The following is a 22685-nucleotide window of genomic DNA, read 5'->3' as shown; positions in this document are numbered from 1 at the left end:
CTGCGGGCGCGCATATTCCGGGTGGTCCGGCCACATGCTTTTGCAGCCGGGACCGGCCGGGACGGGGGGTGTGCGAACCGGGAGGACACAGCACGAATGCCGTGCGCCCTGTGTGACACGGCAGCCGTCTGTGTGTCGAGGGGTGGCGCATGTCCAGGGAGCAACGCGGGCCGAACGAAAAGCTCGGCACCGTTCTCGCCCTCGCGGGAATCAGCAACGCCGGGCTCGCCCGCCGGGTGAACGATCTCGGGGCGCAGCGCGGTCTGACCCTCCGCTACGACAAGACGTCGGTGGCCCGGTGGGTGTCCAAGGGCATGGTGCCGCAGGGCGCCGCACCCCATCTCATCGCCGCCGCGATCGGCGCCAAGCTGGGCCGGCCGGTGCCTCTCCACGAGATCGGTCTGGCCGACGCGGACCCGGCGCCCGAGGTCGGTCTCGCCTTCCCGCGCGACGTCGGCGAGGCGGTGAAATCGGCCACCGACCTGTACCGCCTGGATCTCGCGGGGCGACGCGCGGGCGGTGGCGGTATATGGCAGTCGCTGGCGGGCTCGTTCGCGGTGAGCGCGTACGCGACGCCCGCGTCCCGCTGGCTGATAACCCCGGCGGACCCGACGGTCGCCCGGCTGGTCGCCGCTCCCCCGGGAGCGGCTCCGGCCGACCGTGCCGCCGGGTCCGCGCCCGAGGCGCCGGGTGACGACGCCGCGGTGCGGGTCGGCCACAGCGATGTCGCCAAACTGCGCGAGGCCGCCGAGGACGCCCGCCGCTGGGACTCCAAGTACGGGGGCGGCGACTGGCGTTCGTCGATGGTGCCCGAGTGCCTGCGGGTGGACGCCGCGCCGCTGCTGCTCGGCTCCTACTCGGACGAGGTGGGGCGCGCGCTGTTCGGCGCGACGGCCGAACTGACCAGGCTGGCCGGGTGGATGGCGTTCGACACCGGCCAGCAGGAGGCCGCCCAGCGCTACTACATCCAGGCGCTGCGCCTGGCGCGCGCCGCCGCCGACGTCCCGCTGGGCGGATACGTGCTCGCCTCGATGTCGCTCCAGGCGACGTACCGGGGCTTCGCCGACGAGGGCGTGGATCTCGCCCAGGCGGCGCTGGAGCGCAACCGCGGTCTCGCCACCGCCCGCACCATGAGCTTCTTCCGGCTGGTGGAGGCCCGCGCCCACGCCAAGGCGGGCGACGCGGCGGCCGCCGGGCAGGCGCTGAAGGCCGCGGAGGGCTGGCTGGAGCGTTCCCGCGAGGGCGACGCGGACCCGTCGTGGCTCGGCTTCTACTCGTACGACCGCTTCGCCGCCGACGCCGCCGAGTGCTACCGCGACCTCAAGGCCCCCCGGCAGGTGCGCCGCTTCACCGAGCAGGCGCTGTCGCGGCCGACGGAGGAGTTCGTCCGGTCCCACGGCCTGCGGCTGATCGTCAGCGCGGTGGCCGAGCTGGAGTCGGGCAACCTGGACGCGGCGTGCGCCGCCGGCACTCGCGCGGTCGAGGTCGCGGGGCGGATCTCCTCGGCGCGTACCACCGAGTACGTGCGCGATCTTCTGCACCGTCTGGAGCCGTACGGCGACGAGCCGCGGGTGATGGAGCTGCGGGAGCGGGCACGTCCGCTTCTCGCCGCTCCGGCATGAGCCGGTGCGCACCTGGTTTGAGGGCGCGGTCCGCGGGCCAGTGCACTATCGGGGTGGGAGGTGACGCGGTGACGGCATCCGTGCGGGGCTTCGACTGCGACGTGCTGGTGATCGGCGGCGGGATCGTCGGTCTGTCCACGGCGTACGCGCTCAACGGCGCGGCGCCCGGGACGCGGGTGACCGTGCTGGAGAAGGAGGCGGGCCCCGCCCGCCACCAGACCGGCCGCAACAGCGGGGTGATCCACAGCGGGATCTACTACCGCCCCGGCTCGCTCAAGGCCCGGTTCGCGGTCCGCGGCGCGGCGGAGATGGTGAAGTTCTGCGCCGAGTACGGCATCGACCACCAGGTCACCGGCAAGCTCATCGTGGCGACCGGCCGCGACGAGCTGCCGCGGCTGCACGCACTCGTCCAGCGGGGCCGCGAGAACGGCATCCCGGTGCGCGAGCTCGGTCCGGCGCAGATCGGCGAGTACGAGCCCGAGGTGCGCGGGCTCGCCGCGATCCACGTCGGGACGACCGGGATCTGCGACTACCGGGCGGTGGCCGCCCAGCTCGGCCGGGCCGCGGGCGCCGACGTGCGCTACGGCGAGGAGGCCGAGGCCATCGACCGCCGCCCGTGGGGTGTGGCCGTGCGTACGGCGTCCGGCACCGTGGTGCGGGCACGGGCCCTGGTGAACTGCGCCGGGCTCCACTGCGACCGGGTGGCACGGCTGGCGGGCGACGACCCGAAGATGCGGATCGTCCCCTTCCGGGGCGAGTACTACGACCTGGCCAGGCCCGGCCTCGTCCGCGGCCTGGTCTACCCGGTGCCCGACCCGGCCTTCCCCTTCCTCGGCGTCCATCTGACCCGGGGCGTCGACGGCGGTGTCCACGTCGGCCCGAACGCGGTCCCGGCCCTGGCCCGCGAGGGCTACGGCTGGTCGGTGGTGAACCCCGCAGAACTGGCCGCCACCCTGCGCTGGCCCGGCTCCTGGCGGATCGCCCGCAGGCACTGGCGGTACGGGGCGGGCGAGCTGCACCGCTCGCTGTCGAAGCGCGCCTTCACCGAGGCCGTGCGCCGGCTGCTCCCCGCGGTCACCGAGGACGACCTGCGCCCGGCGCCCGCGGGTGTGCGCGCGCAGGCGGTCCTGCGGGACGGGACGCTCGTCGACGACTTCCTGATCCGCGAGGCCCCGCGCACGGTGCACGTGCTGAACGCGCCCTCCCCCGCCGCGACGGCCTCCCTGCCGATCGGCCGGGAGGTGGCCCGCCGGGTGCTGGCCGCACTGGCCGGGGAGATCACGGCCGGCGCGCGTCCCTGAGGAGGGCGCCCGCGGCCGGTGCTCCGGGTCACCCGGCGCGGCCTCGTAGAATCGAGGCACTGTGTCTGAGTCCCGAAACACCATCCCCGACGCCCTCCGGCCGCCGATCATCCGCGACCGGAGCGAGCCCCGCTTCCCGGGCGGCCCGGCCGCCGACCCCGCCGGATCGCACCACGAGCGGCGGATCCGCAGCTTCCAGCCGCGGCGGAGCCGGGTCACCACCGGCCAGGAGGACGCCCTCCAGCGCCTGTGGCCGGTGTGGGGTCTCGACATCGACGGGCGCCGGGTGCTCGACCTCGACGAGATGTTCGGCGGGCTGCCGGTCGTCCTGGAGATCGGGTTCGGCATGGGCGAGGCGACCGCGCGGATGGCCGCCGACGACCCGGGCACCGGCATCCTCGCCGTCGACGTGCACACCCCCGGCCAGGGCAACCTCCTCGGCCTCGCCGAGCGCGGCGGCCTGGAGAACGTCCGGGTGGCCAACGGCGACGCCATCATCCTGCTGCGCGAGATGCTGGCGCCGGGCGCCCTGCACGGCATGCGGGTCTACTTCCCCGACCCCTGGCCCAAGAAGCGGCACCACAAGCGGCGGCTGATCCAGCCGGAGTTCCTGACCCTGGCCGCCGGCCGCCTGGCCCCCGGCGCGGTCCTGCACTGCGCGACCGACTGGGAGCCGTACGCGGAGCAGATGCTCGACGTGCTCGGGGCGCACCCCGGCTTCGAGAACACCGTCGACGGCGGCGGCTACGCGCCGCGTCCCGCCTTCCGGCCGCTGACCCGCTTCGAGGGGCAGGGCCTGGACAAGGGGCACACCGTGCACGACCTGCTGTTCCGCCGGGTGCCCGCGGAGAGCTGAGCCACCGCCCGGCCCGCGCCCCGGGCCGGGGCGCACCGTCGCGCCGTGTCGGTGGCGGTCGTTAGGGTCGACGGGTGTCCGAACCCTCGCAGCAGCCGCCGGCGGCGACCGGCCCGCCGCACCCCATACCGGTGCGCGACCCGGAGCGGCCCGGGGAGCCGCCCGCCCCGCCGGAGCCCGCCCGCGCCCGCCGCACGTACGCCGCGCGGCTGTGGCGCAGCAGGATGGTCCGCGCGGGAGCGGTCTGCCTGCTGCTCGCCCTGTGCGCGCTGGTGATCCTGGCGCTGGTCCGCGAACAGACCGGCACACCGGGCTTCCTGGTGGGCCTGGGGCTGGCGACGCTGCCCGTGCCGCTGCTGCTCGCCGCCTTCCGCTGGCTCGACCGGGTGGAGCCCGGCCCCTGGCGGAACCTGCTGTTCGCCTTCGGCTGGGGCGCGTTCGCCGCCGCGCTCGTCGCGATCCTCGCCAACTCCTTCGCGACGCGCTGGATCGCCACCGCGACCGCCGACCCCGCGTCGGCGGACACCCTCGGCGCCACGGTGATAGCCCCGGTCGTGGAGGAGAGCGCGAAGGCCGTCGCGATCCTGCTGATCTTCCTGGTCCGCAGACGGGACTTCACCGGCATCGTCGACGGGGTGGTCGTCGCCGGCTTCACCGCCACCGGCTTCGCCTTCACCGAGAACATCCTCTACCTGGGCAACGCCTTCGGCGAGGACCAGGCGTTCGGCACCTCGGGCCTCGGCTCGGTGACCGCCGCGACCTTCTTCGTCCGCATCGTGATGTCGCCGTTCGCCCACCCGCTCTTCACGGTGCTCACCGGCATCGGCTTCGGCATCGCCGCCCTCTGGCCGCGGCGCCGCCGGATACGCCGGGTGCTGCTCCCGCTGCTGGGCCTGCTGCTGGCCATGGGCATGCACGCCCTGTGGAACGGCTCCACCACCCTGTTCGGGCCGTGGGGCTTCTACGCGGTGTACGCGGCGTTCATGGTGCCCGCGTTCGGGCTGCTGACCTGGTGGTCGATCTGGACCCGCCAGCGGGAGCTGCGCACGATAGCCGCCCAGCTCCCGGCGTACGCGGTGGCCGGCTGGCTGACGAATCCGGAGCCCCGGGCACTGTCGTCGATGCGCGCCCGCACGCTGGCCCGGGACTTCGCCCGGCGCACCTGGGGCCGCCCGGCGGCGCACGCGGTCTCCGAGTACGAGACGTACGCGACCTCGCTCGCCTTCCTCCGGCACCGGGCCCACCGCGGCACGGCGGGCCCGGACTTCGTGGAGCGCGAGCGGGAACTCCTGCACCACCTGTGGGTGCGCCGGGAGGTGGCCGCCCCGTCGCTGGCGTACGCGGCCCGGGCGACGGGCCGGGTCGCGGTGCCGCCGCCGCACCGCGACTACGACGTCTTCAACCCGTACCGCGCCACGCCCTGACGGCACGGCGGACGGGCTCCCCCCGACCGGCCGCAGCGCCCCGGCGGACGGGCTCCCCGCGACCCGCCGCAGCGCCCCGGCGGGTCGGACCCGCCGGGGCACCGGGGCCGCCTGGGGTTCGCGCTACGCGGACGCGGCCGTCAGCTCGGCCAGTTCCTCGGGGGTGAGCTCCAGATCGGCCACCGCGGTCAGCGCGGGAAGCTGCCCGACCGTGCGCGCCGAGGCGATCGGCGCCACGACGGTCGGCTGCGCGGCCAGCCAGGCGAGCGCGACGGTGGCGATCCCGGCCCCGCGGGCCTCGGAGATCCGGTCGAGCGCGGCCAGGACCAGGCGGCCCCGCTCGGTCTCCAGGTGCTTGCCGGCGCCCTCCGCCCGGGCGCTGTCCACGGTGGTGCCCGGACGGTACTTGCCGGTGAGGAAGCCGGAGGCCAGCGCGTAGTAGGGCACGGCGGCCAGGCCGGCGCGCCGCGCCTCGTCCGCGAGGGCGCCCTCGTAGGTGTCCCGCGAGAGCAGGTTGTAGTGCGGCTGGAGGACGGTGTAGGGGGTGAGTCCCTCGCTCTCGGCGAAGTCGAGGGACGCCCGCAGGCGCTCGGCGCTCAGGTTGGACGCGCCGAGGGCGCGGACCTTGCCGTCCTTCACCAACTGGTCGAGCGCGACGACGATCTCCTCGACGGGCACGGCCGGGTCGTCGAAGTGGGAGTAGTACAGATCGATGTGATCGGTGCCCAGGCGCCGCAGCGACTCCTCCGCCGCGGCCTTGATCGTGGTGGCGCTCAGGCCCTTGAACCGCGGGTGCGCGCCGACCTTGGTCGCGACGACGACATCGGCCCGGTTGCCGCGCGCGGCGAGCCACTTGCCGATGACGGTCTCGGACTCGCCGCCCTCGTTGCCCGGCACCCAGGAGGAATAGGTGTCGGCCGTGTCGACGAAGTTGCCGCCCGCCGCGGTGTACGCGTCGAGGACGGCGAAGGACTGGGTCTCGTCGGCGGTCCATCCGAAGACGTTGCCGCCGAGGGAGAGCGGGAAGACGTCGAGACCGGACCGGCCGAGGGTGCGTAGAGAGGTCATGAGCGGTCAACCGTATGATCCCGCTCCGCTATTCCGCGGCGGCTCCGCCGACGTGGCCCGCCGGCCCGTTCCGCCGCCCCTGCCGGGACCCCGGCCCGGCAGGGGTGACTCCGCGGCAGGTGCCCGGACACGGGTCCGCCGGCCCAGGCGTCGGGGGGTGAGCGCCGGGACCGGCGGGGTCCGTCGGAAGGTGTGCCCGTGCGGCGGGCGGCCGGGGTCAGACGGTGAGGCCCTTGCCCCGCAGCCAGGCGAGCGGGTCGATGCCGGAGCCGCCCGCGGTGTGGACCTCCATGTGCAGGTGGGGCCCGGTGACGTTGCCGGTGGCGCCGACGCGGCCGATGGTCTCGCCGGTGGTGACCTTCTGCCCGGCGCTCGCGGTCATCGACGACAGGTGGGCGTACCAGACCTCGGTGCCGTCCTCGAGCTCCAGCACGATCCGGTAGCCGTACGAGCCGGACCAGCCGGCCGAGGTGACGGTGCCGGTGTGAACGGCCTTGACCGGGGTACCCGTCGGCGCGGCGAAGTCCAGTCCGGTGTGCTGGCCGGAGGACCACATGGAGCCGGACTCACCGTAGGTGGAGGTCAGGGTGTACGAGGAGGTGGGCAGGGACCAGCTCCTGGCGAGCTCGGCCAGGCGCTCGGCCTCGGCCTTGGCCCGGGCGGCCTCCTCGGCCTTGCGCTTCTCCTCGGCGGCCTGCTTCTCGGCGGCCGACTGCTGCTTCGCGGCCTGGGCGGCGGCCTGTTCGGCGGCCGACTTCTCCGCCGCGGCCTTGGCCTCGGCGTCGGCCTCGGCCCGCTGCTGCTCGGCCTGCTGGAGGATCCGGGCGCGCAGTGCCTCGCCCGCGCCGGCCGCCTGCTCGCCGCCGGCCCGCTCGCCGCTGTCGGCGACCGCGGTCATCGCGGTGAGCGGGGCGTGGTTCGCGGTCCCGTCGCCGTCCGAGTCGTCGGAGATCAGCGAGCCCACACCCGGGAGGGAGGAGGCGTCGGGAAGGTGGTCGGTGATGGAGTCGGGCAGGGATATCGACACCGCGGGCTTGTCCTGCGCGGTGGCCATGCCACCCGCGCCGACGGCCGCGATGACGCCGACTCCGAGAACGGTGGAGCTGCGGGCGAGTCCGCCCCGCTGCTTGGCCACGCGGTGCCGCCCGCGCACGGGCCGGATGGTCTCCTCGGTCGGATTCCACTCCTCGTACGACCGTTCCGGGGCGTCGCCGCCGAAAGAGGAAGGGGCGAACGGGGCCTCGGGGGCAGGCATGTTGGACGCCACGAAGGCGTACTCCTTTCCTTCCTTCTCGCCTACCGGGTTAGCTGACGGGTTCGGAGCAGGAAGGTCTCCTACGGGTGCCATCGGCCGCGCACAGAGCGGCAGATGATGCCCGATTCACCCCAATGAGTGGTTCCCCGGTTCCCTTGCGGAATTCGGCGCGCGCGTACGGTGCCGCCACTGGCGACGGCTGGGACGACCGCGTTGCGTTATCGAACGTTAATAGACGGCGGGGCTGGATTCCAAGCCGTTCCGACTGATCGTTAACGACTGTGGCCAGGACTTATCGGGACAGAAGCAGCCGGAATCGGGCGACTTGATCGACCTTCAGACGGGCCACGGGTTCTGATGGTGTGTCAGATGTTATGCGCAGTGGCATTCCCCGACTACGCACGGTGCCCGCCCACCGACCGGCCCCACGCCACCGTGCGCCCGCGCCCTTCCGCCGGGGTGCCAGGCCCCGGCCTGTCGGGCCGCTGCGCCGACCGCTCGGCCGGGCCGCTGGATCGACGGCTCAGTCGGCGGGGACGACCGGAACCGTACGGCGCCGGTCCGGCTGCCCCGCCGAGGGCCGGGCCACCGCCATCAGCGCCATGTCGTCGGAGGGCCCGCCCCCGGAGTAGCGCCGCACATCGTCCACCAGGGCGTCCAGCAGTTCCTCCGGGCCGGGGAAGACACGCCCCCGCAGCCGCTCGCCCGGGTCGTAGAAGACGCCGTGCGCGTCCCGCGCCTCGGAGAGGCCGTCGGTGTAGAGCAGCAGGGTGGAGCCGGCCGGCAGCGGGTACGCGTCCGCCCGGTCCGGCCCGCCCCCCAGGTCCCCCATCCCGAGCGGCAGCGCCGGCTCGGTCGGCGCGAGCGACACCAGCGAGCCGTCCGCGTGGAGCAGCAGCGGGTCGGGGTGGCCCCGGTTCACCAGCCGTACCGCGTACCCGTCCCCGGGCGGGCCGCCCGCCCGTACAGCGGGGATCTCGCCGATCACGGCCGTGGTGAAGCCCTCGAAGGCGTCCAGCCCGGGCCGCCGCACACCCTCGCGTTTCAGCGCCCGCTCCAGCCGCTGCGCCACGGCCTCCAGCGTGCTCTCCTGCTCGGCCGCCTCCCGGAAGGACCCGACCAGCACGGCGACCGCCGAGACCGCCTCCATGCCCTTGCCCCGGACGTCCCCCACGATCAGCCGGACGCCCCAGGGGGTGTCCTGCACGGCGAAGAGGTCGCCGCCGATGAACGCGTCCGCCTGCGCGGCCTCGTACCGCGCGGCGACCTGGAGCCCGGCGATCCGGTCCTGCGGTTCGGGCAGCACGGCGCGCTGGGCCGCCTCGGCGATCACCCGGGCCGAGGCCAGGCGTTCGCTGCCCAGCCGTACGACCCGGTTGATCAGCAGCGCGACGGCCGAGACGGTGGCCACCGTGGTCACCTCGGTGAAGGAGGTGATCTCGGTGACGTCCTGGTTGTAGACGTGCAGCCCGGCGGTGGCCACGACGGCGGCGATGCCGGTGAGCAGGGTCACCACCCACGAGGTGAGGGCCGCCGCCACCAGCGGGGCCGCGGCGAAGAGCGGCACGGCGGTGAAGCGGGGAGGGCTGAGGGCGTCGAAGAAGGCGCCGCCGACGAGCATCACGGCAGGGAGCAGGCGCAGGTACCACGGAGTCCGGAAGGTGCTGCGCCGCTCTCGCCCCACCATTGATCTCCCGCCGCTTCCGCCCCACGGCCACGACCGGTGCCGTGCTCTTCCATGCTGCGGGCGGACGGCCGAAGCGGCGACTTGCCGCCGCCCCGCCGGGCGAAGCCGCAGGCCGGGAGACGCAGGCCACGGACCTGGTGCCGGGCCCGGAAACGACGGTGGCCCGTCATTCGATGTGATCTCGAATGACGGGCCACCGTCTTCAGTAGCGGGGACAGGATTTGAACCTGCGACCTCTGGGTTATGAGCCCAGCGAGCTACCGAGCTGCTCCACCCCGCGTCGGTGAACACAACCTTACGCCATCCGGAGAGCCCTTCCGACCAGTTTTCCCCGCGCCCCTCCGAGGGCCGGTCCGCAACCCCTCGCGGGCCCCGGTCCGCACCCGCTCGCGGGCGGGCCCCGGCCCGCCCACCTGGGCGGCTCCGGCCCGATGTCACATCCCCGGCACCGGAAACGTCGGAGTGGTGGACGGGCACCCACCAGGAGACGGGACGGACGATGAACAGGACCGGGAACGGGACCGGCACCGAGGACGCACCCGGAGCCGCGCCGGGCACGGCGGCGGGGCCGGGCGGGGCGCGGGAGCCGGGCACGGCGGCGGCGCCGGACGTCCTCGCGGAGCGCTTCGAGGAGCACCGGCCGCAGCTTCGCGCCGTCGCCTACCGGATGCTCGGCTCCCTCTCCGAGGCGGACGACGCCGTCCAGGAGGCCTGGCTCAGGCTCAGCCGCTCCGACAGCGACCGGGTCGCGAACCTGGGCGGCTGGCTGACCACCGTGGTCGGCCGGGTCTGCCTGGACATGCTCCGCACCCGGGTCTCACGGCGGGAACAGCCACTGGCGCCGCATCTGCCCGAGCCGGTCGCCGGCACCGGGGACACCGTGGACCCCGAGCACGAGGCGCTGCTCGCCGACTCCGTGGGCCTCGCCCTGCTCGTCGTCCTGGAGACCCTCACCCCCGCGGAACGGCTCGCCTTCGTGCTGCACGACATGTTCGCCGTGCCCTTCGACGAGATCGCGCCCCTCGTGGACCGCACCCCGGCCGCCGCCCGTCAGCTCGCCAGCCGGGCCCGGCGGCGGGTGCGGGGCGGTGCGCCGGTGCCCGACCCCGACCTCGGGCGGCAGCGCCGGGTGGTCGAGGCCTTCCTCAGCGCCGCACGCGACGGCGACATCGACGGGCTGGTCGCCATCCTCGACCCGGACGTCGTGGCGCGCTCCGACGGCGGGGCGCCGCACCCCGTGTCGGTGGTCGGCGCCGAGACCGTGGCGCGGCGGGCCGCCTCCTTCGCCGACCCGTCGCGCACCGTGCGTCCGGCACTGGTGAACGGCGCCGCCGGGCTGGTCACGACGGTCGGGGGCGTCCCGGTCGGGGTGCTGGCCTTCACCGTCAGGGACGGGCGGATCGCCGCGATCGACAGCGTGACGCGGCCGGAACGCCTGGCGGCCCTGGATCTGACGTTCCTCGACGCCTGAGCACGCCGTCCAGGGCCCGCCGCCACCCCCGCGCTCCCCGCCTCCGCCCGTGCCCGTCCGTCGCTGCGCCTCCGTCAGTGCGCGGGGCTCGGCACGGGCCCGCCGGCCGGGGCGTCCTGGCCGAGCCAGAGGTCCGGCCCGAAGACCTCGTAGTGGATCCGCTGCGCCGGGACGCCCCGGCGCAGCAGGTCCGCGCGGACCGCCTTCATGAACGGCAGCGGGCCGCAGAGGTACGCCGTGACGTCCTCGGGCAGATCGAGGGAACCGATGTCCATCCGCCCCGTGGCGGCGCCGTCGGCCTCCCGCTCGTACCAGAGGCTCAGCCGGGCGTGCGGATTCTCCCCGGCCAGCTCGCGCAGCTCCTCGCGGTGGGCGTGGTCGGCGGGGCTGCGGTCGGCGTGCGCCACGAGGACCTGCCGGGCCCGTCCGGTGCCGGTGAGATGGCCGAGCACGGAGAGCATCGGGGTCCCGCCGATCCCCGCGGAGGCCAGCAGCAGCGGGCCGTCGCCGGCCTCGTCCAGCACCAGGTCGCCGAAGGGGAGCGAGACGGTCAGCAGGTCGCCGGGGTGCGCGTGCTCGTGCAGCCACGACGAGACCTCGCCCTCGGGCCCGGCCCCGTCGCTCTGCCGCTTGACGCTGATGCGCCAGGCATCGGACCCGGGGGCGGCGGACAGGCTGTACTGGCGTATCTGCCGTGCCCCGTCGGGCAGTCGCACCTGGACGCTGACGTACTGTCCGGGCCGGAACGGTCCCGCCGGGCGGCCGTCGGCGCGGCGCAGCACGTACGAGACCACGTCGGCCGTCTCCCGCCGCCGCGCGGCGATCTCCATCCGCTGCCAGACCTCGCCGTCCGCGACGCCGGCCTCCTGGTAGAGGCGGCTCTCACGGGCGATCAGGGCGCCGGCCATCAGCCAGTACACCTCGTCCCAGGCCTCGGCCACCTCGGGGGTGACGGCGTCGCCGAGCACCTCCGCGATGGCGGCGAAGAGGTGGCGGTGGACGAGCTTGTACTGCTCGGAGGTGATACCGAGGGAGGCGTGCTTGCCCGCGATCCGCGCGAGCATCGCGTCGGGCCGCTCGTCCGGGCGCTCCAGCAGCATCCCGGCGAAGGCGGCGATGGAGCCGGCCAGCGCCTGCCGCTGCTGCCCGTTGGCCTGGTTGCCGCGGTTGAACAGGTCGCGCAGCAGCTCGGGCCGGTCGGCGAACAGCTTGGTGTAGAAGAGGTCGGCGATCTCGCCGATCGCGGCGCCCACGGCGGGAAGGGTGGCCCGGACGACGGGCACGGACTGCTCGGACAGCACGACGACTCCTAATAGGTAGATGATCTTCAGGTTTTAGAACGCGGGCCGGGACCGTCCGGACCCGCCGGTCCGGCCTCAGTCCACGCCGGGCCGCCGGCCGACCAGCCCGACGAGCACCGGCCCCGTCGGCGACGCCACCAGATCCCCCACGGTCAGCGGGTCGAGCGAGGCGTAGAAGGCGTCCTGCGCCTCCCGCAGCGCCCGCCGCAGCCGGCAGGCCCCGCGCAGCGGGCAGGGGGCGTCGCCCTCACAGGTCACGACCTCCCCCTCGCCCTCCAACTCGCGCACCAGCCACCCGAGCGAGGCCCCCCGCCCGAGCCCGGTCAGCGCCAGCCCGCCACCCCGGCCACGCCGCGCCTCCACCACCCCGAGATGCTGGAGCCGGGCCACGACCTTGGCCATGTGCGCGGCGGGCACGTTCATCACCTCGGCCACCTCCCGGGTGGTCGAGGCCGGCGCGTCCCCCTCGGCGACGGCGAGCCGCATGACGGCACGAAGGGCGAGATCGGTGAACCTGGTCAGCCGCATGCGGCGACACTAACAAACACGTATTTCACACTCCGATTTGGGGGTCCTCCGGGACACCGCGGGCGCGCCGGAGGAGTCCGGCGGGCCGGAGCCCTCCCGGAGACGGCGACAGCCCCTGTCCGGGACCGTGGTCCCGGACAGGGGCTGAACGTGTAGGCCGTGTGGGACTCGAACCCACAACCAACGGATTAAAAGTCCGCTGCTCTGCCAATTGAGCTAACGGCCCTCGGCACAACACCCCTGAGCATAGCCAAAGAGATCCCCCGAGCCGATCGGGTATCCCCACACCGGCCTGTCCCGCCGCGGCCCGGGTGCCCGGGCCGCGGCGGTGAGCAGGTCAGTACAGGCCCTTGAACGCCTGCCAGCCGCTCGTCCCGATCTGCACCCGTGCCGCGAGCGTCCCGTTCCCGGTGGCGCTGTGCCGGTACAGCCGGCCGTCACCGGTCCGCCCGACGAGCTCGGGCTTCCCGTCGCCGCTGATGTCCCCGACTCCGGCGACCGAGGTGTAGCCGCCCCAGCCGGTGGCGAGCTTCACCCGCGCGGTCACCCCGCCGGTCGCCGTCCCGTAGTACCGCCACAGCGCACCCGCCGTGTCGATCCCCAGGAGGTCCCCGCGTCCGTCACCGTTCAGGTCGCCCACGCCGGAGATCTTCGTGTACGTCTTCCAGTCGGTGCCGATACGCACGCGCCCGGCGAGCTTGTGCGACGCGGATCCCGCGTAGAAGTACATGTCTCCCGTGGCCGCATGACGCGCCACCAGGTCCTGGAAGCCGTCGCCGTTCACGTCACCGGGGGACGTCAACTGGTCGTACTGCGCCCAGCCCGAGCCGATCGCGGTGTACGGCGACGCGGGCGAGAGGACCTTGCCGCAGCCCGGCCGGTAGGCGCGCAGATCGTTCCCGAGCCGCACCAGCACGTCGTTGCACCGGTCTCCGTCGACGTCCCCGAACGGGACGGGGTACGCGTCCGTCGCGAACGTGCCGCCCGCCTGACGCGCCAGCACACCGCCCGTGCCGTTGCCCCGGTACTGCGAGACCAGCCCGGCCTTGTCCTGCACGAGCAGGTCTCCGAAGCCGTCGTCCCCCAGATCGCGCCGCACCGGCGAGGCACCCGTGACCGTGACGCCCCCGGTCAGGACGAGGTCCGCACCCTGACCGTCGGCGGGCTTCGCCGTCAGCGTCCAGGTGTACCCGCCGTTGGAGACGAGCCGGCCCGCCGCGTCCCTGCCGTCCCAGGACGGCCGCACGATCCCGCGCGCCTCACCACCCGTCAGCGAGCGCACGACCGCGCCCGTCGCCTTGTGGCGCAGTTCGAGAGTCCAGGAGGCGGCGGGCTTGGTCAGCCACCAGCGGGGTGTCCAGGCCGCGTTGCGCACTCCGGCGGTGGCGGGGACGTCCGCGTCGATCCTGCCGAGCGGCGAGGCCGTCACGCCGATGTCCGCCACCTGGATGTCCCCCGCGGGGTTCTTCTGGTAGGCGATCCGGCCCGTGGCCGTGTCGACGGCATACGGGCCGGTCCGGTCGTTGTCCGCGCTCGGGCGGTACGTACCCGAGAGGACCGGTTCGCTCCCGCGCAGATCGGTGATCCGGATGTCGTCGCCCCTGTTCCAGACGGTGTAGCCGTCGCCGAGTTCGCTGACCGGCTCCGACAGGTACACGTCCCTCCCGGTGTCGAGGTCGCGGACTCCCGCCGCGTAGTCGGACCCGGCGCAGGTCCAGCTCAGCCAGTGACCGGTGACCCGGATGAACTCGGCACGGCACCCGTTCCCCAGGTCGACGGTGCGCCGGACCGCCCCGGTGCGCACGTCGTACCCGACCACCGTGCCGAGCGCCGGCCCCGCGACCCAGAGGGTGTCGCCCTGGAGGTCCAGATCCTGCGGGTCGTAGCCGACCGGGAAATCGGCGAGATGCTCACCGGTGTCGAGATCGACGGAGGCCGCCGAGACCCGGCTGCCGTCCTCCCGGTATCCGATGCCCACGGCATACCGTCCGGAGACATCGGTCAGGTGGAACCCGTCGAACTCACCGGTCAGGGGGCGCCCGGCGGACGCACCGTCCTCCACGACCACGGGCACCTCGTCGAACGTCGGCAGCGACTGCACGACCACGCGTCCGTCGCCGGTGCTGAAGACTTCCGGGCAGTCCGACACGTCCATCGCGCAGGCGTCGAGGGGAATCCCGAGGGTGCCCCGTTCCGCCGTGGCGCCCGCCTCCAGCTCACCGGTGACGGACACCGACCGTGTCCGGAAGGCGTACCGCTCGTCCGGCATACGCTCCAGCGAGTCCAGACGGCCGTGGGTGAAGCCGAGGGTCTGCGGTTCGGAGGTCAGCGGGGCGACGGCCGTGAGTACGGTGGCAGCCACCTGGGGCCCGTCGGCCCGGAGGCGTTGCAGGCTCAGCGCGTCCGGTGCCGTCCCGGCGACCACGAGCAGCCCTCCGTCCGGGGCCGCCATCGCCCGGGTCCGTGCCGAGGCGAAGAGGGGCACCTCCTCGCCGCCGGTCCTGGGGACGGACACAAGACGGTGCGAGGCGGATCCGCCGTCCGCGGTGCGCCGGGCGACGATCAGCCGCTCGCCGACCAGGCCCAGGAGTTCGTCGCCCTCCCGGTAGGGGAGTTCGGCGGAGGCGTCGAGCGTGAGCGGCCCGGAGGAGCCGGGCGCGCCCTTCGTGTGGAACAGGACCGTGCCGTCCGTCGACCACCGCACGATCTCGGTCGGTGTGTGCACGATGGACGCGGTTCCCGGGGAACTGTCGACGGGCAGCGGCCGCACACGGGCCGACGCCAGGTCGATCCAGACCGGCGAGACCACTCCGGCCAGGGTGTACGAGGCGAGCAGCCCCTTGGCGTCACCTGCCGTCGCTCCGGCGGCCGGCTGGGCGCCCTCGGGCCAGCCGGTGACCACGGTGTCCTGGACGGAACCGCTCACCAGCCGGAGCAGATGCCATGTCACCGGCGCCGTCGTGCCGTTCCCCGTGGAGGTGAGCACGGTGGAACCGAAGGCGCCGATGTACCGGTGCCCGGAGGGCAGTCTGAGGTAGCTGTTGGACCTCTTGGCGGCGTCGAAGAGCCGGACCTCCTTGCCGTCGGATCCGCTGTCGCGGAGCGCGGCGACGATGTCCGAGCCGGCGCCGTACGTGCCGTCGGCCTCCGGGCCCTCCGTGTTGTTGCGGATCGGCTCGGTGGCTCCGCCCCAGGTGGACCAGAACTGGCCGCGCCCCTGTTCGTAGCGGAGATAGCCGGCCGGCCCCGCGGAGAGCGGCACCACGTCCCGCGGCTGGGCCGCAGGGGTGGCGGGAAAGACGGCGCCGCTCTCGGCGGCCCCTGCGGTGAAGGTGAGCGGGCCGATGCCGGCGATCAGAGTCGCTGCGGCGACGGCGGCGACGGAATGGCGTACGAGAGCGCTGCGAAGCACTCGGTTCCTCCCCGGATGCGATGAGGCACGGGGAATCACGGTGCCTGTGCAGAACGCACATCGACGAAGGCCCCCCGGCCGCACCCACCCCATGCGAGTGGAGAGACCTTAACAGCAGACCGAAGCCGCGCAGAAGACCGTTTCGAACCCGTTCAACGCCACAGGGCCCGTACGTCACCGAGGTGTCGTACGGGCCCTGTTCAGGCGTTCAGGCGTTCAGCCGCCTGTGTCAGCCGTTGCGCTTCCAGCGCGGCTTGTCGTCGCGGCGGCCGCCGCCGAAGGAACCGGAGCCGGAGCCGGCGCCGCGGTGGTCGTCGCGGCGGCCGTAGGGGCGGTCGTGGCGGTCGCCGCCGGAGCGGAAGCCGCCCGAGGGGCGGTCGTCGCGGCGGTCGCGGTTGAACGGACGGTCGCTGCCGCGGTGGCCGGACGGACGCTCGTCGCGGCGGAACCCGCCCGAGGAACGGTCGTCACGACGCTCGAAGGAACGGCCACCACGGTCGTCACGGTTGAAGCCACCGCGCTCGTTGTCCCGGCGGAAACCACCACGGTCGTTGTCACGACGCTCGTCACGGCGGAACCCGCCCGAGGAACGGTCGTCACGACGCTCGAAGGAACGGCCACCACGGTCGTCACGGTTGAAGCCACCGCGCTCGTTGTCCCGGCGGAAACCACCACGGTCGTTGTCACGACGCTCGTCACGGCGGAACCCGCCCGAGGAACGGTCGTCACGACGCTCGAAGGAACGGCCACCACGGTCGTCACGGTTGAAGCCGCCACGGTCGTTGTCCCGGCGGAAACCACCACGGTCGTTGTCACGACGCTCGCGGCGCTCGAAGTTGCCCCGGTCGTCGCGGCGGTCGAAGGACGGGCGCTCGTCGCGGGCCGGCTCGGGAGCCGGCTCCGGGGTGGCGGCGACCTCGGCCTCGGCGGCCTCGGTCACCTCGGCGACCGCGGCCTCGGGGTCGTCACCGCGCTCGCGGGCGGCACGCGCCACCAGGCGGTCGGCCTCCTCGCGCAGCTCGCCGGCACGGCGCTGGACGCGCTCGAGCTGGCGGGTGAGCTCGACGACCTCGCGCTCGGCCTGCTTGGCCGCGTTGTTGGCGGAGTCGGCCTGGACCTCGGTCAGCGAACGGGCGCCGGTGATCTCGGCGACCTCCGGGTCGAACGCGCCCGCGCCGCCGACGATGTGGCGCGAGGCGTCGACGCCCGCGTCCTCCATCAGACGGAAGATCTGGCGGCGCTGGTGCGGCAGCGACAGCGAGACCACGACACCGGACTTGCCGGCGCGGGCGGTGCGGCCCGAGCGGTGCAGGTAGTCCTTGTGGTCCCCGGCCGGGTCCACGTTGAGCACCAGGTCGATACCGTCGACGTGGATGCCGCGGGCGGCGACGTCGGTGGCGACGAGCGCGTTGACGTAGCCGTCCTTGAAGTCGGCCAGGGTCCGCGTACGGGCGCCCTGCGTCATGCCGCCGTGCAGCGCGTCGGCCTTCACACCGGCGTCGCGGAGCTGCTCGGCGATGCGGTCGGCACCGAGCTGGGTGCGGACGAAGATGATGGTGCGGCCCTTGCGGGCGGCGATGGCGGCCGTGACCGGCGCCTTGTCCTTGGGCTTCACGACGAGCACGTGGTGCGTCATGGTCGTGACGTTGCCCTGGGCGCTGTCGACCTCGTGGCTGACCGGGTCGGTCAGGTAGCGCTTGACCAGGGTGGAGATCTCGTTCTCCATGGTGGCGGAGAACAGCATGCGCTGGCCGCCGGCCGGGACCTGGTCGAGGAGCTCGGTGACCTCGGGCAGGAAGCCCAGGTCGGACATCTGGTCGGCCTCGTCGAGGACGGCGACCTGGACGGCCTCCAGGGAGCAGGCGCCGCGGTTGATGATGTCGCGCAGACGGCCCGGGGTGGCGACGAGGATGTCGACGCCGCGCTCCAGGGCGTAGATCTGGTTGCCCATCGAGGTACCGCCGCAGACGACCTTCATCTTGAGGCCGAGCACGTCGCCGTAGGGCTGGAGGGCGTCCGCGACCTGCATCGCGAGCTCACGGGTCGGGGTGAGGATGACCGCGCGGGGCTTCTTCTTCTCGGTGTGCCCGCCGGCCAGCGTGGCCAGGGTGGGCAGACCGAAGGAGAGGGTCTTGCCGGAGCCGGTGCGGCCGCGGCCGAGGATGTCCTTGCCGGCCAGGGCGTCCGGGATGGTCGCCGCCTGGATCGGGAAGGGGGTGGTCACGCCGTTCTGGGCGAGCTTGCGCACGACGCCCTCGGGCAGACCGAGGTCGGCGAAGGTGGTCTCGGGGGCCTCGGGGGCCTCTGCGGCCTCGGCCTCGACGGCTTCGGTGGCCTCGACGGCCTCGACGCTCTCGGGCATGACGGCGTGATCAGTACTGAAAGTGGACATGCGAAATGCGAAACCTTCCGGAGTCTCGGCACGCGCCCAAACTCCGTGAATTCGCAATTCGACCGCCTCAATGCGGTCAGCCACGGCTAGGGAGAGTACGCGCCACGCGGCGCTCTTCTTTTTCGGCGCCGGGCAATGGGATCAAACGATCTACCACCATACGCACCCTCCACCGGTCAAGGCAAACCAGCTCGTGGTGAGCCGCGTCACGCCGGTCCGGCCTGCGGCGACGCCACCGGCTCGGTGCCCATGACGTACTCCGGCCGCTCCTCCAGCACCCGCATCGCGCCCATGTGCGCCTCCGGCGCCGAGGTGGCCGAGGGCTCGGCGGTGGGCTCGGTCGGCGTCGGGTCCGGGGTGGGCGTGGGCTGCGGCGTCGGCTCGGCGGGCGGCGTGGTGGGCGGCTGCGGGGTCGGCCGGTCGGGCGGCGGCGCGGTGGGCCGGGTGCCCGGATCGCCGGTGCCCTGCCCCGGGCCGGGGTGCGCGCCGGGGCTCGCGGGGGCGCTCGGGCCAGCGGACGCGCCGGGATCCGCGCCGGGCTCCGGCGAGGCACCGGTCTCCTTCCCGGCTTCCTCGCCGTCGCGGCCGTCGTGTCCGCCCCCGGCCGGCCGGGCCTGGCGCTGCCCGCCCGCCGAGCCCGGGTCCCCGTCCGCGGCGGCCTCCGCTCCGGGCCGGTCGGCGGACGAACGCGGCGCGGGACGGGCGCCGGGGTCGTCGCTGACGCTCATGCAGCCGGCCGAGGCCATGACCGCCATGGCGGTGGCGAACCAGGCGGCGGCCGTTCGGCCGGGACGGGACACTTGGCGCACGGGGGCACCTCCGGGGACGGGAAGGGCGGGCGGGTCCCCCTGCCCAACTACCGTCCCCCCGCCGGGGACACGGCTCTCGCGCCCCGCCGTCCCGCCGGGAGAACGCCTTCTGCGCCCCGCCCGCGCCCCTCGCGCCGGTCCGCGCCGGTTGCCACCGCACCGCCGCACCGCCGCACCGGGAGCCACCGCGCGCCGCACCGCCGCACCGGCCCGCTCACGTGCGGCCGGCCCGCGTGCCGTCAGCCCGTCAGCCCGCGGGCCGCCTCCATGCCGAGGTACAGCGCCCCCAGCCCGGCCGCGACCGACAGCGCCACGTTCGCCGCGGCGGCCCGCGGACTCCCGCGCTCCGCGAGCCGCAGGGTCTCGTACGAGAACGTGGAGTACGTGGTCAGCGCCCCGCACAGCCCCGTCCCGAGCAGCGCGTACGCCGACGAGGAGACCGCCGCCCCGGCGAGCAGCCCGAGCACCAGGCTGCCCGCCGTGTTCACCGCGAGGGTGCCCCACGGGAAGCCGGAGTCGTGACGCGCCTGCACCGCACGGTCCGTCAGATACCGCAGCGGCGCGCCCACCGCGGCGCCCGCCACCACCAGCAGCCAGCTCACCGGCCCACCGCCCGGCCGGGCACGGCACCGCGAACCGGACCGCCCCCCGGCCGCCGGGGACACCGCTCACCGGACCACCCCCGCACGGGCCGGCTCACCGGCCCACGGCCCCGCCCACCGCCCCGCCCACCGCGAACGCCGCTCACCGGACCGCCCCCCGGCCGAGCACGGCGCGGGTGAGGCGCGCGGCCGCCGTGACCGCGAGCAGCGCGCCGGCCGCCGTGCCCGCCGCGTAGAGCAGCGCCGGACCGGGCCGGCCGTGCTCCAGCAGGCCGACGGTGCCCAAGGCGTACGTCGAGAAGGTGGTGAACCCGCCGAGCACGCCGACCCCCAGGAAGGGCCGCACCAGCGGATGCGCGGAGCGGCCGTCCTCGGCGACCAGCGGCATCAGCACCCCGATCAGCGCGCAGCCGAGGAGGTTGACCCCGAGCACGGCCCACGGGAAGCCTCCCGCCGGGGCCGGCCACAGCACCTCGGCGCCGTGCCGGGCCGTCGCGCCGGCCGCCCCGCCGACCGCGATCGCGCCGAGGACGGCCCACCGGCCGGTCCCCGTGAACTCCGCCCGCTGCGCGGGGACGGACAGGCCGCCGTCCGGGTCCACGGGCTCCCCGCTCACCCGTAGCCCAGCTCGTGCAGCCGCGCGTCGTCGATCCCGAAGTGGTGGGCGATCTCGTGCACCACGGTGATCTCCGTCTCCGCGACCACGTCCTCGCGCGTCTCGCACATGCGCAGCGTGGGGCCCCGGTAGATGGTGATGCGGTCGGGCAGCACGCCCGCGTACCACTCGCCGCGGTCCGTGAGCGGGGTCCCCTCGTAGAGCCCGAGCAGCTCGGGGTCGTCGGGGGCCGGCTCGTCCTCCACGAACACGGCGACGTTGTCCATCAGCCGCGTCAGTTCGGGCGGGATCCTGTCCAGCGCCTCGGCGACCAGTTCCTCGAACTCCTCACGCGTCATCTCCAGCACCCGGCCATTGTCACGCACACGGTGGACCGGGCGCCGCCCCGGCATGGTCCGCCGCCGTGTGGGGCATACGGGACCAATGGCCCGCCAAGCCCCGTCACCGCACCGCCCCCGCCGACCCGTCCGCTCCGTGCTCCGCGCCCTGCTGCGCCCCGGCCCCGCACCGGCCGGTCCGGAGCGCGCCCCGCACCCGTGGGCGCGCGCGCTGGGGATGACCGCCGTCGTCCTGGTCGGCGCCTGGCTGGGCCTGCTGATCGTGGGCAACGTCCGCACGCCGGTCGGGCCCATGGACACCACCATGACGCTGCGCCCCTCCCTCACCGGCGGCACCAAGATCAACGTCTCGCCGCTCGGCGCGCTGCGGCTCGACTCGCACGTGGCGCCACTGCGCCTCGACGTCGACGTGGACCGGCTGGACCCCGCCCGCTCGCAGGCCCTGGTCGACAACCCCGAGCGGTTCTCCGGCCTCCAGGACCAGGTGGCTGCGGACGTCCTCGACGGCACCACCGGGCTCGCGCTGCGCTCCTGCGTCGCCGTCGTGACCGGCGCGACGGCGCTCGGTCTGGCCGTCTACCGCCGGCCCCGCCGCGCGCTGGCCGCGGGCGGGCTCGCGCTCGCACTGCTCGCGGCCTCCGCCACGTCGGCGGCGGCGACCTGGAACCCGAAGTCCGTGCTGGAGCCCAAGTTCGACGGGCTGCTGACCTCCGCCCCCTCGGTCGTCGGCAACGCCCGCTCGATCGTCACCGAGTTCGACGTCTACCAGAAGGAGTTGGCGCGCCTGGTCACCAATGTGACCAAGCTCTACGACGCCACCTCCACGCTCCCCGCCTACGCGCCCGACCCGGACACCCTGCGGGTGCTCCATGTCTCCGACATCCACCTCAACCCGGCGGCGTGGCACATCATCCGCTCGATGGTGGAGCAGTACCGGATCGACGTGATCATCGACTCGGGCGACACCATGGACCACGGCAGCGCCGCCGAGAACGGCTTCCTCGACGCGATCCCCGGCCTCGGGGCGCCCTATGTGTGGGTGCGCGGCAACCACGACTCCCGCACCACGCAGGAGTACCTGTCCCGGATGAAGAACGTGCACGTCCTCGACGACGGGCGGGCGGTCACCGTCGCCGGCGTCCGCATCGCGGGCAGCGGCGACCCCCAGTTCACCCCGGACCGCACGGTGGTGGCCCAGGGCGACCCGGCCGAGCGCATGACGGGCATCCGGCTCGCCTCCGCCCTGCGCGACCAGGAGCGCGCCGGCACTCCGGTGGACATCGCGGTCGCGCACAACCCGGCCGCCGCCGCCGAGACCGACGGCACCGTGCCGCTGGTGCTGGCCGGCCACATCCACCAGCGCAAGAACGAGGTGATGAAGCACGGCACCCGGCTGAAGATCGAGGGGTCGACCGGCGGCGGCGGACTGCGCGCGGTGCAGAACGAGAAGCCGGAGAAGGTGCGCGCCTCGGTGCTCTATCTGGACCGCGGCAACCGCCGGCTCCAGGCCTGGGACGAGGTCACCCTGGGCGGTCTCGGGCTGACGACGGCCGAGGTCAGCCGCCATGTCGTGGAGCCCCCGCCCCCCGCGCCGGCACCCCCGGCGACCTCCTCCAGCCCCTCCCCGTAAACCGTTTTGGCGATAGCTCCCCCCATCCCATATGCTTCTCACGTCCCCGACGCGCTGCGAAGCGCACACGGCGGGCCTTTAGCCCTCATCGTCTAGTGGCCCAGGACGCCGCCCTTTCAAGGCGGTAGCACGGGTTCGAATCCCGTTGGGGGCACGCACAACCGTGTGCGAGACTTGTTCTCGCACCATGCTTGGTCCTGTGGAGCAGTTTGGAGTGCTCGCCACCCTGTCAAGGTGGAGGCCGCGGGTTCAAATCCCGTCAGGACCGCTGGAGCTCGCAAGAGCTTCGTGGCTGGGTAGCTCAGTTGGTACGAGCGATCGCCTGAAAAGCGATAGGTCGCCGGTTCGACCCCGGCCCCAGCCACAACCGAAG

At 74.1% G+C, this 22685-nt stretch carries 17 protein-coding genes, 5 tRNA genes and 1 riboswitch; of the genes, 9 read left to right on the top strand and 13 right to left on the bottom strand.

What is annotated here, in order from left to right; translation table 11 throughout:
- The first annotated feature begins 149 nt into the window (after positions 1 to 149).
- The 4 genes from JE024_RS18485 to JE024_RS18470 all read left to right on the top strand — a co-directional run bounded on the left by JE024_RS18485 (position 150) and on the right by JE024_RS18470 (position 5203).
- Positions 150 to 1622 (top strand): NsdA family TPR-like regulatory protein, encoded by a 1473-nt coding sequence (locus JE024_RS18485; RefSeq protein ID WP_205374643.1) that lies wholly within the window; start codon positions 150 to 152, stop codon positions 1620 to 1622.
- Between the two features lie 68 nt (positions 1623 to 1690).
- Positions 1691 to 2923, top strand: coding sequence for an L-2-hydroxyglutarate dehydrogenase (lhgD, locus tag JE024_RS18480; RefSeq protein WP_372449814.1), 1233 nt, complete (start codon positions 1691 to 1693; stop codon positions 2921 to 2923).
- A gap of 61 nt (positions 2924 to 2984) precedes the next feature.
- Positions 2985 to 3779, top strand: coding sequence for a tRNA (guanosine(46)-N7)-methyltransferase TrmB (gene trmB / locus JE024_RS18475; RefSeq protein ID WP_205374642.1), 795 nt, complete (start codon positions 2985 to 2987; stop codon positions 3777 to 3779).
- Between the two features lie 74 nt (positions 3780 to 3853).
- Positions 3854 to 5203, top strand: coding sequence for a PrsW family intramembrane metalloprotease (locus tag JE024_RS18470; RefSeq protein WP_244882950.1), 1350 nt, complete (start codon positions 3854 to 3856; stop codon positions 5201 to 5203).
- A gap of 123 nt (positions 5204 to 5326) precedes the next feature.
- Here JE024_RS18470 and JE024_RS18465 read toward each other — a convergent pair whose 3' ends face one another.
- The 4 genes from JE024_RS18465 to JE024_RS18450 form a co-directional block, all read right to left on the bottom strand.
- A complete protein-coding gene (locus tag JE024_RS18465) occupies positions 5327 to 6271 on the bottom strand; it encodes an aldo/keto reductase (RefSeq protein WP_205374641.1) in 945 nt (314 codons plus the stop codon).
- 217 nt (positions 6272 to 6488) lie between these two features.
- Positions 6489 to 7538, bottom strand: coding sequence for a M23 family metallopeptidase (locus JE024_RS18460; RefSeq protein WP_205374640.1), 1050 nt, complete (start codon positions 7536 to 7538; stop codon positions 6489 to 6491).
- 11 nt (positions 7539 to 7549) lie between these two features.
- Positions 7550 to 7706: riboswitch (cyclic di-AMP (ydaO/yuaA leader) on the bottom strand.
- A 343-nt stretch (positions 7707 to 8049) separates the two neighbouring features.
- On the bottom strand, positions 8050 to 9213 hold the full coding sequence (locus JE024_RS18455) for a PP2C family protein-serine/threonine phosphatase (RefSeq protein WP_205374639.1): 1164 nt from the start codon (positions 9211 to 9213) through the stop codon (positions 8050 to 8052).
- A gap of 206 nt (positions 9214 to 9419) precedes the next feature.
- Positions 9420 to 9493: transfer RNA gene (locus JE024_RS18450), tRNA-Met, on the bottom strand.
- 219 nt (positions 9494 to 9712) lie between these two features.
- Here JE024_RS18450 and sigJ point away from each other — a divergent pair.
- A complete protein-coding gene (gene sigJ, locus JE024_RS18445) occupies positions 9713 to 10684 on the top strand; it encodes an RNA polymerase sigma factor SigJ (protein ID WP_205374638.1) in 972 nt (323 codons plus the stop codon).
- A gap of 74 nt (positions 10685 to 10758) precedes the next feature.
- Here the strand turns inward: sigJ and JE024_RS18440 are convergent, their stop codons facing one another.
- The 9 genes from JE024_RS18440 to JE024_RS18400 form a co-directional block, all read right to left on the bottom strand.
- Positions 10759 to 11985, bottom strand: coding sequence for a globin domain-containing protein (locus JE024_RS18440; protein ID WP_205374637.1), 1227 nt, complete (start codon positions 11983 to 11985; stop codon positions 10759 to 10761).
- Between the two features lie 75 nt (positions 11986 to 12060).
- Positions 12061 to 12513: an RrF2 family transcriptional regulator gene (locus JE024_RS18435; protein ID WP_205374636.1), complete on the bottom strand. Its 453-nt coding sequence runs from the start codon at positions 12511 to 12513 to the stop codon at positions 12061 to 12063.
- Positions 12514 to 12666: 153 nt separating this feature from the next.
- Positions 12667 to 12739, bottom strand: a tRNA-Lys gene (locus JE024_RS18430).
- A gap of 111 nt (positions 12740 to 12850) precedes the next feature.
- A complete protein-coding gene (locus tag JE024_RS18425) occupies positions 12851 to 15925 on the bottom strand; it encodes an FG-GAP-like repeat-containing protein (protein ID WP_205374635.1) in 3075 nt (1024 codons plus the stop codon).
- Between the two features lie 229 nt (positions 15926 to 16154).
- Positions 16155 to 18317: a DEAD/DEAH box helicase gene (locus JE024_RS18420; RefSeq protein ID WP_205374634.1), complete on the bottom strand. Its 2163-nt coding sequence runs from the start codon at positions 18315 to 18317 to the stop codon at positions 16155 to 16157.
- 206 nt (positions 18318 to 18523) lie between these two features.
- Positions 18524 to 19126 (bottom strand): hypothetical protein, encoded by a 603-nt coding sequence (locus JE024_RS18415; RefSeq protein ID WP_205374633.1) that lies wholly within the window; start codon positions 19124 to 19126, stop codon positions 18524 to 18526.
- Between the two features lie 239 nt (positions 19127 to 19365).
- Entirely contained in the window at positions 19366 to 19728 is a 363-nt protein-coding gene (locus JE024_RS18410; protein WP_205374632.1) for a fluoride efflux transporter FluC, read from the bottom strand.
- Between the two features lie 142 nt (positions 19729 to 19870).
- Positions 19871 to 20344: a fluoride efflux transporter FluC gene (locus JE024_RS18405; protein WP_205374631.1), complete on the bottom strand. Its 474-nt coding sequence runs from the start codon at positions 20342 to 20344 to the stop codon at positions 19871 to 19873.
- Positions 20341 to 20691: a metallopeptidase family protein gene (locus JE024_RS18400; RefSeq protein ID WP_205374630.1), complete on the bottom strand. Its 351-nt coding sequence runs from the start codon at positions 20689 to 20691 to the stop codon at positions 20341 to 20343. Before JE024_RS18400 ends, JE024_RS18405 begins: the two co-directional genes overlap by 4 nt.
- Before the next feature lie 43 nt (positions 20692 to 20734).
- On the opposite strand from JE024_RS18400, the gene JE024_RS18395 reads away from it, so the two are divergent.
- From JE024_RS18395 to JE024_RS18380, 4 genes are all read left to right on the top strand, one after another.
- A complete protein-coding gene (locus JE024_RS18395; RefSeq protein ID WP_205376599.1) occupies positions 20735 to 22312 on the top strand; it encodes a metallophosphoesterase family protein in 1578 nt (525 codons plus the stop codon).
- An 81-nt stretch (positions 22313 to 22393) separates the two neighbouring features.
- Positions 22394 to 22466, top strand: a tRNA-Glu gene (locus tag JE024_RS18390).
- Positions 22467 to 22505: 39 nt separating this feature from the next.
- Positions 22506 to 22580 (top strand) — tRNA-Asp (locus JE024_RS18385).
- A gap of 22 nt (positions 22581 to 22602) precedes the next feature.
- Positions 22603 to 22676 (top strand) — tRNA-Phe (locus tag JE024_RS18380).
- Positions 22677 to 22685 lie beyond the last annotated feature (9 nt).

Origin of the sequence: Streptomyces zhihengii (assembly GCF_016919245.1) — a bacterium.
GTDB lineage: Bacteria > Actinomycetota > Actinomycetes > Streptomycetales > Streptomycetaceae > Streptomyces > Streptomyces zhihengii.
This window is presented reverse-complemented; position numbering and strand designations above follow the sequence as displayed.

Coding starts and splice junctions, on each gene's coding strand:
- JE024_RS18485 (WP_205374643.1), top strand. CDS start 150: ATGTCCAGGGAGCAACGCGGGCCGAACGAAAAGCTCGGCACCGTTCTC.
- JE024_RS18465 (WP_205374641.1), bottom strand. CDS start 6,271: ATGACCTCTCTACGCACCCTCGGCCGGTCCGGTCTCGACGTCTTCCCG.
- JE024_RS18455 (WP_205374639.1), bottom strand. CDS start 9,213: ATGGTGGGGCGAGAGCGGCGCAGCACCTTCCGGACTCCGTGGTACCTG.
- sigJ (WP_205374638.1), top strand. CDS start 9,713: ATGAACAGGACCGGGAACGGGACCGGCACCGAGGACGCACCCGGAGCC.
- JE024_RS18435 (WP_205374636.1), bottom strand. CDS start 12,513: ATGCGGCTGACCAGGTTCACCGATCTCGCCCTTCGTGCCGTCATGCGG.
- JE024_RS18420 (WP_205374634.1), bottom strand. CDS start 18,317: ATGTCCACTTTCAGTACTGATCACGCCGTCATGCCCGAGAGCGTCGAG.
- JE024_RS18395 (WP_205376599.1), top strand. CDS start 20,735: ATGGTCCGCCGCCGTGTGGGGCATACGGGACCAATGGCCCGCCAAGCC.